A 12,366-nucleotide genomic window follows, 5' to 3' on the forward strand; every position below is an offset into this window, starting at 1 on the left:
CATGCCGCGGCTGTCATACCGATACCTACCCTACGGATTAGTTCCGGGCCCGCCAGCGCGGCTTGGGACGGCCCGGGAGCTAACCACTGCTCGGGCCGTCCCCCTGCAAATCCGTCGGCCTCGTCGCCGCGTCGGCCATCATTTGAGCAACGGAAGAAAAGTAATGACAACGAAGCGAATTGCAGTGATCGGCGGCGGAATCATTGGCACCGCCGTGGCCCGGCAGCTGTCCCGGATGGTCGACGGCGCTCAGGTCACCCTCTTTGAGAAAGAGTCGGGCCTGGCCGGACACCAGACGGGCCACAACTCCGGCGTCGTCCACGCCGGCCTCTACTACGAACCCGGCTCGCTCAAGGCCCGGCTCTGCCGCCGCGGGGTGGAGTTGCTGGCCGAATACGCCGCCGAGAACAACATCGCCTTCGACGAATGCGGGAAGGTTGTAGTAGCGCACAACAGCCTCGAGCTCGACCGGCTGCACAGCATCTTCGAACGGGCCAAGGCCAACGGCGTCCCGGACGTCTCCATTATCGACCGCGACCGGCTGCGTGAGCTGGAACCCGCCTGCACCGGAGGCATCGCCGCCCTACACTCCCCGCACACCGCCATCATCGACTACCCTGGACTGACCCGGTCGCTCGGCAAAGACGTCGAGGCCGACGGCGGGCAGATCCGTCTCGGCGCCTTGGTCACCGGGCTGGACGCGACCGGATCCGAGGTCAGGGTCTCCGGAACAGGCTTCGACGCTGAGGCCTTCGACTTGGTCATCACGTGCGCCGGCCTGCAGTCTGACAGGCTCGCCAACGCCGTCACCGACCGGACGGGAACCCCCGGGAAGAAGGACGACGGACCGCACATCGTGCCGTTCTACGGCGACTACTTCTTGCTTCGGCCCGAGCGCTCCTCACTGGTCAACGGGCTAATCTACCCTGTCCCGGACCCCCGGTACCCCTTCCTCGGTGTGCACGTGACCAAACGCGTGGACGGCGCCGTCATGCTCGGCCCGAACGCCTTCCTGTCCTTTGCCCGGGAAAACTACCGGAACAACGCCCCCAACCTCCGCGACCTCGCGGAGACGCTCACGTACCCGGGCTTCTGGAAGTTTGCTGCCGATAACATCCCCGCGACCCTCCAGCAGGTCCGGACTGCGGTCAGCAAGAAAGCATTCGTCGAGGAGGCCCGCAAATTCGTGCCGGCCATTGAATCAGCCGACGTGGTCACGGGCGTGCGCGGGATCCGAGCGCAGGCCCTCAACTCGGACGGAAGGCTGGTAGACGACTTCGTCATCCGCTCCACCGGGCGGCTCGTTCAGGTCCGCAACGCACCCTCCCCCGGGGCAACCGCTTCCCTCGCCATCGCCGAACACATCGTCGAAGAAGCCCTCGCCTACGCGGGATAGGAAAAGCAGACGGGGTGTACCGTTCCCTTCGTCAGGTTCGCCCATGGCTGTCGCGGACCGTAGCCAAAAACGGCCGAGGGCGAGTATCTGGTCAGCGGCACTATTAGGTTTAGGTACACCCCAACCTGACGTCAGGCAGTTAGCCGAAGGCTGTCAGAATAGGGTCCGGTTCGGCACTTCTGACAATGGCTAGAGAACTTCTCAGATCGCAACCCGACAGAAGTGTCTCGCAAGACTTGGTGAGGACACGGAGATCGAGCCCCGGCTGGGAGACGTGCCAACGAGACGTTTCATCCGATGGTAGTGCGGCCGCACATGTCTTTCTCGGTTCGACGTCTTTCAACCCTCAGCTTGATGGACAACCTCCGTATGCCCCAGACCCTCCGCGTGATGCGCCGGCCGTTTCCGGTCATCGTCGCCTGCCGGCGAGCCCATGGCCGTTGAAGAGCAGGCTCAGCTAGTCACCAAGATAGCCGCGAGTCCAGACAGAGACCGGCCAGTGACGGCAGTGACGGATCAACCAAAGCCGGGACAGCCCCGGAAGAAAGTCCGGAGCCCACACACCTGCACTCTGTCGACGGATCGGACGCCACAGACGCAAATACCACCAAAGACGTTCCCGCTGAACCCGGAACGTCCAACGACACCGACGATCTAAACCGCGAAGTCGTGTCTCCTGAAACAGGGAACTGCATGAAGTAGTGAAGGTAGAACCCTGAGGAAGGGACCAACATGCAGGTCGAAAAGCCGCACGTGCACAAAGGTGTGCACAATGTGCACACCCTTTTGGCTGGACAAACCCGCGCTGAGCGCAGTCTGTCTGGTTCCAGAAAGCAGCTACCCGAGGAAGATTCTCGAAGAACATTCGGCTTGGGTCATGTCATCACCACAACTCCCTGCCATGACTGAGAGTGACGGCCAACAACTGGCCACCGGAACAGCCAGATAGCACGGCACATACCCTAGATTCCAGCAGGCCGAAGGCCCACAAGCTAGGACCCTAATACCATCACCCGCACGACCGAATAGGCCACCGCGGCGCCAGACACAGACCGCGGACAACGTCAGAGGGACCCGCGGAGGGTCAATGTCCACACATTAAAGCGAAAACCCCAATTACGAGGGGTCACGCTGTGCCCGCAGTGGGACTCGAACCGGGTTCCGGCCCTTGCGGACGCTGGGGACTCCAGAAACCGTAGGCAGTCCGGGACAATCCGACCGATATACGACCCGGTCCGAAGCCAAAAGTGCGGTCCGGACGACGCCGACGCCCGGGATCCTACAGGGTGGTGGCGGACGCAGCCAACGCGTCGCGGGTCTGGGCCTCGTTGTTCTTGATGCCGGCATCGATGTGCCGGAGATCGGCCAACAGTTCTCGGGCGAGATCGCGCCTAACCGCTAGCTCCGCTGCGATCCAGGTCAGGGGGCCAGCCTCCAATACTTAACCCGTCGGGCTGTGGGGGAACTCAGGAAAACGGCCCTTGTGGTTGGTCTTAAGCTGCCAGCGACCAACTACGCAGTGATCGGGGCTTGGAGCAAAGTAACGGAGGTGCCTATTTTTGCGCCGCCATAAGGGCACTTCGGGGAGCCGGAGTTTCGATAACAACATGGGCGCCAGGAAGGCAGGCTGCCTCAGCAACCATGGCGAGAGCTTCGCCCGCTCCAACAGTGACGGTGATGTTATCAGGGCTGACGCCAGGCAAGGTGGCGGTGATTCGTTGACGAAGCTCTGCCGAGCCGCCAAGTGCCGTGCAGTCGAAGGTGAGCCCTTTGGCCGGAACCGGATCCGGTTCCAGGTGGACGATGGCGGTCAGCTCCCCCATCATGAGCGGAGCTATGGCGCTTGACCCTATGACGAGCGGAGCAAGTGATTCGCACCGCGCTGACCATTCGGCATGGCCCAAGGGTAGGTAAAGGTCGGCTGGCAATGCGATCCTTTTTGGGGTCGGTTTGGGACGGCCCCAACGCCGTGCTTACGTCTGACTTCGAGCGCCGCCGATACGCGGATGTACTCCCCGTATCGGCGGCGCTCACCCGGGATGTCCGGCTTTGCGAACAGTCAAAGTTTCGCGCGCCACACTGATCAGTCCTTGCTGCTGAAGGCGGCGTCGAAGGATGTCTGTGATGCGGGGAAGTCGAACTTCTTGAGGGCGGCGAGGGCTTCGGGGGCGCCGTGGAGGCGGTCCATGCCCGCGTCTTCCCACTCGATGCTGATCGGGCCGGTGTAGTCGATGGCGGTGAGGGCGCGGAAGGAGGATTCCCAGGGGACGTCGCCGCGTCCTGCGGAGACGAAGTCCCAGCCGCGGCGGGGGTCGCCCCAGGGCAGGTGGGAGCCGAGGACGGTGTTCCGGCCGGTGGGGCGGAGCTTGGTGTCCTTGCAGTCGACGTGGTAGATCCGGTCTTTGAAGTCCCAGATGAAGGAGACAGGGTCGATGCCCTGCCACATGAAGTGGGAGGGGTCCCAGTTCAGGCCGAACGCTTCGCGGTGGCCGATCGCTTCGAGGGTCCGGACGGTGGTCCAGTAGTCGTAGGCGATCTCGGAGGGGTGGACTTCGTGGGCGAAGCGGACGCCGTTTTCGTCGAAGACGTCCAGGATGGGGTTCCAGCGGTCGGCGAAGTCCTGGTAGCCGGCGTCGATGACCTTTTCCGGGACGGGCGGGAACATCGCGACGTATTGCCAGATGGAGGAGCCGGTGAACCCGACGACCGTGTCCACCCCCAACGCGCGCGCGAGGCGGGCGGTGTGTTTCATTTCCTCGGCGGCGCGGGTGCGGACGCCTTCGGGGTCCCCGTCGCCCCAGACCTTGGACCCGACGATCGCTTCGTGGCGGAAGTCGATCGGGTCATCGCAGACGGCCTGGCCCTTGAGGTGGTTGGAGATGGCCCAGACCTTGAGGTTGTATTTGTCCAGGATGGCGAGTTTGGAGTCGACGTAGCCGGGTTCGTCCCAGCGCCAAGCGTCCAGGTGGTCGCCGGAGACGGCGATTTCCAGGCCATCGTAGCCCCAGCCTGAGGCTAGGCGCGCGACTTCCTCGAAGGGCAGGTCGGCCCACTGGCCGGTGAAGAGGGTGAACGGGCGGATTTGTTGATCGGTCATGATGGTTTCCGTTCTGGGAGGATGGCTTATGCCGCGGCGTAGGCGATGACGTTCTCTTTGGTTGCCTGGGCCTTGTCCAGCTCCGCTACGACCCGGCCGGCCCGCATGACCATTACGCGGTCGGAGAGTTCGAGCAGTTCGGGGAGTTCGCTGGAGATGACGAGGACCGCCACCCCTTGGCGGGCAAGCTGTTCAATCAGGCGGTGGATCTCGGCCTTAGCGCCGATATCAATGCCCTTTGTTGGCTCGTCCAGGATGAGGACCTTAGGGTTGCTGGCCAGGCAGCGTGCGATGATGACCTTTTGCTGGTTGCCGCCGGACAGGGACTGTATCGGCGTTTCGGCCGACGGGGTCCTGACATCAAGTTCCTTGATGTAGTCGCCTACCATCTTCTTTTCGTAGCCGCGCTTCAGCACTCCCCAGCGGCTGATGTGCTTTAGGAGTGTCAGCGTGGTGTTTTCCCGGATGGACAGCATGGGGATGATGGCCTGCAGCTTCCGTTCCTCGGGGACGAGGGCGATTCCCGCTGCGATCCCGGCTGTCGCGTCGTTCAGGCGGAGCTTTCGCCCGCCGATCTCGACGGTTCCTGCGTCGGCCTTGTCGGCGCCGTAGATGCAGCGGGCGACCTCGGTACGGCCGGCTCCCACGAGTCCGGCCAATCCGACGATCTCCCCTGCGTGCAGCTTCAGATCCACGTCCGCGAAGGCACCTGCGCGGCTTAGGCCGCGGGCTTCGAGCACCAGATCACCGCGTTCTCGGGGAACGTGCTCGTAGAGATCGACGTCTTTGCCGACCATGAGCTGCACGACGGAGCGGGCGTCGAGCTGGTCCGCCGGTACGGAGGATGCAACGGTCTTGCCTTCACGGATGACGGTGATCTTGTCGGCCAGGGTGAAGACTTCCTCCAGCTTGTGCGAAACGTACATGATCGCCAGGCCTTTGCCCCGCAGCTCGTTGACCAGCTTGTAGAGTTTGTCAACGTCCTGCTCGGTCAGGGCGGTGGTGGGTTCGTCCATGATGATGACCCTGGCCTCCTGTGCTATGGCGCGGGCGATTTCTACCATTTGACCGTCCACGGTGGACAAGGCCATGGCAGGGGTGTCGAGGTTGAGGTGCGGGGCGACCTGGTCGAGGGCTTTCCGGGCGCGTTTGCGGATCTCGCGGCGGGAGAGGAACCCTTTTTTACCGCCCCAGTTGCCGAGAAGGATGTTCTCCGCGACGGAGAGGTCCGGCACGAGGTTGTGTTCCTGGTAGATGGTGGCGATGCCTGCGGCCTTGGATGCCACGGTGCTGGCGTGCATGAGTTGGCCGTCGACGTAGACACCGCCTTCGTCAGGAGTGTAAAAACCGCTCAGTGTCTTAATCAGCGTCGATTTGCCGGCGCCGTTTTCACCGCAGACGCAGTGCACCTCTCCGGCATGAAGCTCAAAGTTCATGCCGGAGAGGGCGACAACGCCCGGAAACAGTTTTACAAGGTTGCGTGCTTCGACGATGGCCGGAGCACCACCGGGCGTTGGGGTCACGGCAATTCCCTCCTCAGGAAGGTGAGTCCGTCACGGGCGAGTGCGTCCATGGACGGTGCCACAGGGCGCCACAGGGACACGGCTTTGGCGATTTCTTCAACGGTGGGCAGGAAGGACTCCACGACGATGGAACCCTGGTAATCGATCGTTTTCAGCGCGTCAAAGGTCTCGGACCAGGGGACGTGGCCGCTGCCGGGCGTTCCGCGGTCGTTTTCGGAGACCTGGAAGTGGAAAACCTTGTCACCGGCCGAGGTGATGGCCTCACCGATATTCTTCTCTTCGATGTTCATGTGGAAGGTGTCGAGCATGAGGCCCACGTTGTCCCGGCCGATCAGTTCGCACAGTTCCAGACCTTGCTGGACGGTGTTGACCAGGTCGGTTTCGAAGCGGTTGAGCGGTTCGATGGCGAGGGTGACGCCGCGTTCGGCCGCGTAGTCTGCGACTTCGCGGAGGCTGTCGGCCGCCCACTGGCGCTGCTGGCGGCGTTCTTCCGGGGGAAGCAGCCGGGCTTTGCCGGTGGCGGAGTACATCGGACCGGCCACGTGCGGGGACCCGACTGCCTGGGCGATGTCGACGCACAGCTTCAGGTAGTCGATGCCCTGCCGCCGCTTCTGGGGGTCCTCATGGGAGACGTCCCGGTCCGGTCCGAACGCCCCGCAGATGGACACGGGCAGTCCGGTGCGCTCGGAGGCTTTCTTGAGCGCTTCCGCGCTGACCACGGCAGGGTCTTCGATGCAGACCTCGATGAGGTCGTAGCCCATGTCTTTGGCAACGTCGAACTGGTCAACGTCCTGGTCGGTGAAGGGTGAGACCAGGATGAAGGTGCTGACCCCGAATTGGTATTTACTCATTGGGCCACAGCTCCTGTTCCAGCTTCTTCATCTCGTTGATGGCCTTTTCCGTGTAGGGGTCCAGGAACTCCAGGTGGCCGCCGCGTGCCATCATCGCGAACGGGTTCGATGCCGCGGGAAGCAGTTCGAAGGTCAGATATCCGTCGAAGTTAATGTCCTTGAGTGTCTGCAGGGTCGGGCGGAAGTCAATGTGTCCTACGCCGGGTGCGGCACGGTTGGAGTCTGCCAGGTGGACGTGGTTGACCTTGCTGCCGGCACGGGCGAAGGCGCCGTGGATGGTGTCTTCCTCAATGTTCATGTGGAAGAGGTCGCCATGCACACCACCGTTCTTCAGACCTGTTGCGTCCAGGAGCGCAACTGCGCGGTCGAGCCGGTTCAGGAAGTGTGTTTCGTAGCGGTTCCACGGCTCGAGGGTGATGTTCACGCCCACGCTTGCGGCGTATTCACCGAGCGTGCGGACGTTCTCCACGGCCCAGTCCCATTCCTGTTCGTCGCTTGCCAGCGCCTCGGTCTTACCGACGGGGGATGGTCCGACGATGATGGTCGGGGCTCCGACGCCGGCGGCGAAGTCGGCGACGGATTTGCCGTAGTCCAGTGCCTTCTGCCGGTTGGCTGCGCTGGGGTTGATCAGGTCACGTTCCTCCCCGAACCAGATGCTGCAGATGGAGCTGACGTCGATGCCGGCATCCTTGGTCAGCTTGTTGATCTCTTCGACGTTGTGTGTTGCCGGTTCTCCGACGAGTTCGATGGCGTCGTAGCCGTAGCGCGCTACACGGTCGATTCCCTTGGCGATGTCTTCCTGGTAGTAAACGATGGCGTTGTAGGAATATTTGAAGCGGGACACTTATCTCTCCTTGGGTGAAGTATGCGTTTGGTGCTGGCCGGGCCAGACGGTGGCGCCTGGCCCGGACGGGTTGGGTGAGCCGGACTGGCCCTAGTTTTTGAAGATGTTTCCCCAGAGCTTGGGGTCATCGACGTTTTCCTTGGTGATGAGCTGGGTGTCGGTCAGCTGCATCTTCGGTACCTGCTTGCCGTCGAGAAGGTCTACTTCGGCCTGCAGGGCGAGGGCTCCCATCTCGAAGGGGTTCTGGTCCATGGTGGCGTCCTGGACGCCCTTGCGGATGCGGTCAAGAGCCAGCGGGGTGCCGTCCACTCCGACGAGCGGGATGTGGCCGGCTGCGCCGACAGGGGCAGCCTTGTTGATCTGCGAGAGTCCGGAGACAACGCCGCGGACCATTTCGTCGTTGTGGCTAAAGAGGCCGCTGATGCTCGGATCCGAGGTGAAGTTGTCCACCGTCAGCGAGAGTGCGTTGTCGGCCGTCCACTGCGCGTCGCGGGAGATGACCTTGATGTCGGGGAACTGTTTGATGCCCTCGGTGAAGCCCTCGCCGCGGAGGATCGCGTGGTAGGCGCCCTTCGCACCCTGGTATTCGAGTACCGTTCCTTTCTTCCCCATCAGCTTGGCCAGCGCTTCGGCGCCAAGCTTCCCGGCTTTCTTGTTGTCGAAGGCAACGGCGGCGTCGGCGACGTCACCGGGAATCACCGAGTCAACCGTGGTAACAGTCTTGCCGGCGTCGTGGATCATCTGGACCCCGGGGGCGAGTTCGGCCGAGTTGTTCGGGCTAAGGACGATCCCGTCCACGCCCTGCGCGAGCTGGTCCTGGATCTGGCTGATCTGGGTGCTGGAATCACCCTTGGCGTCCAGGACCGTCACGTCGACATTGAGTTCCTTGGCCCTGTCTTTGATGCCCTGTCCGAGCGCGACCATGAATTCAAAGCTCTGGCTGTACAGCAGCACAGCGATCTTTTTTGGCTTGGCTCCGCCACTGTCGCCCTGGGCTGATGAAGAGGGGGACGCGCCGCAACCGCTGAGGGCTATCGTGGCGGCGGACACTGCCGCAAGGACCGCCAGTTTGGGTGAGGTCTTCATTGACTTGCTCTTTCTGTTGGTTATTTCGACGGGTGCACGGACGTGCGGTGGTAGCGAGGAGGTTAGGCAGGCGTCTGGGCCGTCTGGTCCTGGCCGGATTCGGTCACCTTGGGGCTGGCCGCTTTCTGTTCTGCGGCGGGCGCGGGTCCGATCTTGCGTTTCCTTGAGAGGTTCCGCTTGACGTACTTGTAGCGGTAGACGTCCAGGGCGGCAGCAGCGAAGATGACCACGCCTTGGACGATCTTGTCGTAGGAGGAGGGGATGCCGAGAAGGTTCACCGCGTTGGAGACCATGGCGATCAGCAGCACGCCCAGGAGCGTGCCCTTGATGTTGCCCTGGCCGCCAAAGAGGCTGGTACCGCCGATAACGACGGCCGCGATGATGGTCAGTTCGATGCCGTCACCGGCACGCGGGCTGCCCGAGGCCAGGCGGCCGGTGAGCAGCAGGCCTGCCATGCCGGCGGAGAGGCCGGCGATGACGTAGGCGTTCATGGTCACCCGGTCCACCCGGATACCGGCCAGCAGTGCCGCTTCTTTGTTGCCGCCAACGGCGTAGATGGACCGCCCGTACGTCGTGCGCGTCAGGGCCAGGTGTGCCAGGTAGGCCAGCAGCAGAACCGCCGGGATGAGCAAGGGGACGCCGGCGATTTTTGCGCTGACCATGTTGGTCAGCAGCTTCGGAACCGGGGTGATGTTGCCCCCGTCGGTGTAGGCGAAGGCGATGCCGGATCCGGCGGACAAGGTGGCAAGGGTTGCGATAAGTGGGGAAATTCCCAGTTTCGTGACCATCAGCCCGTTCAGGGCTCCCACCACCCCGCCAACGGCCAGGCCGGCAAGGAGGCCGACTTCGGCGGGCATGTTCATTCTCACGATAACGCCCATGGACAGCACGGAGGCCAGGGCCGCGGTGGATCCCACGGAGACGTCGATGCCTCCTGTCAGGATGACGAACGTCATGCCGATGGCGAATACGCCCAGGATGGTGCACTGGTAGAGCAGGTTGACCAGGTTCACCGGGGTCAGAAACACCGGGCTGAGGAAGGTCAGCAGTACACCGAAGAGCAGGACGACGACGAGCAGACCCTGCGCGCCGATGAAGCTGCCGACACCGGAAAGCTTTGATCGGGTCTCGTCCCCGGACTTGCCGGGGCCAGCCTTGCTGTTAACCGTGCCGGCTGCGCCGGTGGCTGTTTGTGGCTGCATGGTTGTTTCTCCAGTCATTTCGACACTTCCTCAGGCCGGAAGTGCTAGTTGCTGCCGAAGAGTTCGGCGTTGGTCTTCAGGGAAATGGGCGCACCGTCCTGGCGGGCCGAGTCTGCGGTGGCCATGACCAGCTGCAGGCTCTGGATGTTGTCGGTGACGTCCGTTTCAGCCTTCTGGCCGGTTTCGATGGCCTCGCGGAACGCAGCCAGTGTTCCCAGGCGTTCCTCGACCGGCAGGGGATCCAGGTCGACGTGCATGACGCCGGAGCGTTCCACCGCTCCGGCGAGGAAGACGGTGTCGAACAGTGAGGCGAAGTTGATCGTCACCTCGTTGTTCTTCCACGTGATCGCGCCCTTGCTGCCCTGGATTTCCCAGTCACCGTCCCAGCTGGTCTGCGGGCCGTAGGAGCTCCACGAGCCGGTGTAAACAACGCGGGCACCGTTGTCGCAGTCGAACTGCACAACCGCGGAGGCGTTGCCCTTGAACCTGGAGGTGCCAGTGTTCCAGGACCGTGCACGCACGGCGGTGGGCTCTACGCCGACGATGCCGCGGAGCTGGTCCAGGTGGTGGATCATCGCGTCCACGATGAGGGGTTCATCCATTTCGAGCCGGAAGCCTTCGAACGGCGGGTTCTTCTTGTAGTCGATGAAGACGTGCTCGAGGTCTCCGATGACCCCTTCGCTGATGAGGCGCTGGACGGTCCGCGCGGCACGCTTGAAGCGGTAATTCTGCGACACCATCGCCTGCTTGCCGGACTTTTCCGCCGCGTCGATGATCCGGATTCCGTCCTCAAGATTGTGTGCCAGGGGCTTCTCGATCAGCACGTGGACACCGGCTTCGAGGGCCGGGATGGCCACTGCGGCGTGGTATTCGGGTGGAACGATAACCAGGACCGCGTCGAAGGTTTCCTTGTGGTTGAGGGCTTCCTGGATAGTGGCGTAGGCGGGGATTCCATACTGTCCACCTGCGGCCCGAGCGGCGTCCGGGTTGACGTCGACGACGCCGGCCAGTTCCCAGGTCTTGCTTTGGTGGATGACGTTCAGCCATGAAGCGCCCCATGCGCCGAGGCCTACCTGGATGATTTTCACTGCTGCACTCCTTCTAACTGTTTGATGTCTGGAACATCGGTCCAGTGACCGCTGGTGTTGGATTCGAGGATGCTCTGGGTAAGGACGGCGGCCCGGAGTCCGTCCCGGAATGTGGGCAGACCCTCGGGGGTTTCCCCGCTGATGGCGGCGTAGGTATCGGCGACGAATGCATTGAAGGCATCCTGATAGCCCTGGGGATGCCCGGCGGGGAGGACGGATAGCCGGGCTGCGTCCGGCGACAGGGCGTCCGGGTCGCGGACGAGCAGCTGGGAACCGGCACGTTTGCCCAGCCACAATGTCTCCGGTGCTTCCTGGTCAAACTGCACCGTGCTTTCGGTGCCGGAGATCTCGATCATCAGCCGATTTTTCCGGCCCGGTGCGACCTGGCTGACCAGGAGGTTTCCCACGGTGCCGGTATCGGTTGAGAATACCGCCGCAACGAGGTCCTCCGTCTGGACGTCCTCGTGGTTGGCCCGGCCGGTAAACAGGGTTCGGCTAACAGCGCCAATGCGGGTGATCCGGTCATTGGTGACGAATTCGATGAGGTCGCACAGGTGGGAGCCGATGTCAGCGAACGCGCGTGACGGCCCGCCGACGCCGGCGTCCACCCGCCAGTTGTCGTCGTCCCGGGACAGCAGCCAGTCCTGAAGATAGGACCCCTGGATGGTGGAGATCCGCCCCGTCTGGCCGGAGGCAATGCGTTCCCGGGCTTCCCGCACCATGGGGTGGAACCGGTAGACGAAAGGAACCGTCGCGACCGTTCCGGCGGTCGCGGCCAACTCCACCAGATGGGTGGCATCCTGCACATTGGTAGCCAGAGGCTTTTCGCAGACCACGTGCTTACCGGCCACAAGTGCGGCCTCGGCCAGGGCTACGTGAGTGGCGTTCGGGGTGCACACATGGATGACATCGATCGCATCGTCTTCGATGAGGTCCTGGACGGAGGCGTAAGCCTGCGCGATGCCCAGACGGTCTCTGGCGCGGGCGGCGCTGGCCGGGCTTGAGGAGGCGATGCCGGCGAGTTCCGCCCCGGCAGCACGGGCGGCCCGGCTATGCACCTCAGCCATGAACCCGGCGCCGACGAACCCGGCCCGTAACCGGGAGGGGGCTGTCGTGGTTCTGTGGTTTTCCATGCCGAAACAGTGACATGACCCACAGGGCTTTCGTCAGTCACCGGGCAAAAGTCTGCACCTTTTGATGCTGCCGGGCATGGAATGCACGCCGAAGTTGCACTTTTTGATGCTTTAGGCATCGACGAGTGGACGGGACTGTGCAGGCG

10 protein-coding genes are annotated in these 12,366 nt (G+C 63.1%); 1 reads left to right on the forward strand and 9 read right to left on the reverse strand.

The genetic code is table 11. The annotated features are described in order from the left end of the window. The first annotated feature begins 163 nt into the window (after nt 1-163). A complete protein-coding gene (lhgO, locus tag ACFVTE_RS07015; RefSeq protein ID WP_387098557.1) occupies nt 164-1,396 on the forward strand; it encodes an L-2-hydroxyglutarate oxidase in 1,233 nt (410 codons plus the stop codon). A 1,553-nt stretch (nt 1,397-2,949) separates the two neighbouring features. On the opposite strand, the gene ACFVTE_RS07020 is transcribed toward lhgO, so the two are convergent. The 9 genes from ACFVTE_RS07020 to ACFVTE_RS07060 form a co-directional block, all read right to left on the reverse strand. Beyond that, nucleotides 2,950-3,222, reverse strand: a complete 273-nt coding sequence (locus ACFVTE_RS07020) for a hypothetical protein (RefSeq protein WP_387098559.1) — start codon at nt 3,220-3,222, stop codon at nt 2,950-2,952. A 257-nt stretch (nt 3,223-3,479) separates the two neighbouring features. Further along, nucleotides 3,480-4,493 carry a sugar phosphate isomerase/epimerase family protein gene (locus ACFVTE_RS07025; RefSeq protein WP_387098561.1) on the reverse strand — a complete coding sequence of 338 codons (1,014 nt, stop codon included), beginning with the start codon at nt 4,491-4,493 and terminating at the stop codon, nt 3,480-3,482. Between the two features lie 26 nt (nt 4,494-4,519). Next, complete coding sequence (locus ACFVTE_RS07030) at nt 4,520-6,016, reverse strand: sugar ABC transporter ATP-binding protein (RefSeq protein WP_387098563.1); 1,497 nt, start codon at nt 6,014-6,016, stop codon at nt 4,520-4,522. Continuing rightward, nucleotides 6,013-6,867: a sugar phosphate isomerase/epimerase family protein gene (locus tag ACFVTE_RS07035; RefSeq protein WP_387098565.1), complete on the reverse strand. Its 855-nt coding sequence runs from the start codon at nt 6,865-6,867 to the stop codon at nt 6,013-6,015. The genes ACFVTE_RS07030 and ACFVTE_RS07035 overlap by 4 nt, the downstream gene beginning before the upstream one ends. Continuing rightward, nucleotides 6,860-7,711 carry a TIM barrel protein gene (locus tag ACFVTE_RS07040; protein ID WP_387098567.1) on the reverse strand — a complete coding sequence of 284 codons (852 nt, stop codon included), beginning with the start codon at nt 7,709-7,711 and terminating at the stop codon, nt 6,860-6,862. The genes ACFVTE_RS07035 and ACFVTE_RS07040 overlap by 8 nt, the downstream gene beginning before the upstream one ends. A gap of 90 nt (nt 7,712-7,801) precedes the next feature. Next, nucleotides 7,802-8,797 (reverse strand): sugar ABC transporter substrate-binding protein, encoded by a 996-nt coding sequence (locus ACFVTE_RS07045; protein WP_387098569.1) that lies wholly within the window; start codon nt 8,795-8,797, stop codon nt 7,802-7,804. A gap of 62 nt (nt 8,798-8,859) precedes the next feature. Then, nucleotides 8,860-10,017: an ABC transporter permease gene (locus ACFVTE_RS07050; RefSeq protein WP_387098571.1), complete on the reverse strand. Its 1,158-nt coding sequence runs from the start codon at nt 10,015-10,017 to the stop codon at nt 8,860-8,862. Nucleotides 10,018-10,043: 26 nt separating this feature from the next. After that, nucleotides 10,044-11,087: a Gfo/Idh/MocA family protein gene (locus ACFVTE_RS07055; protein WP_387098573.1), complete on the reverse strand. Its 1,044-nt coding sequence runs from the start codon at nt 11,085-11,087 to the stop codon at nt 10,044-10,046. Continuing rightward, nucleotides 11,084-12,220 carry a Gfo/Idh/MocA family protein gene (locus tag ACFVTE_RS07060; protein ID WP_387098575.1) on the reverse strand — a complete coding sequence of 379 codons (1,137 nt, stop codon included), beginning with the start codon at nt 12,218-12,220 and terminating at the stop codon, nt 11,084-11,086. The genes ACFVTE_RS07055 and ACFVTE_RS07060 overlap by 4 nt, the downstream gene beginning before the upstream one ends. Between the last annotated feature and the right edge of the window lie 146 nt (nt 12,221-12,366).

This window comes from Arthrobacter sp. NPDC058097, assembly GCF_042884885.1.
Lineage (GTDB): Bacteria > Actinomycetota > Actinomycetes > Actinomycetales > Micrococcaceae > Arthrobacter.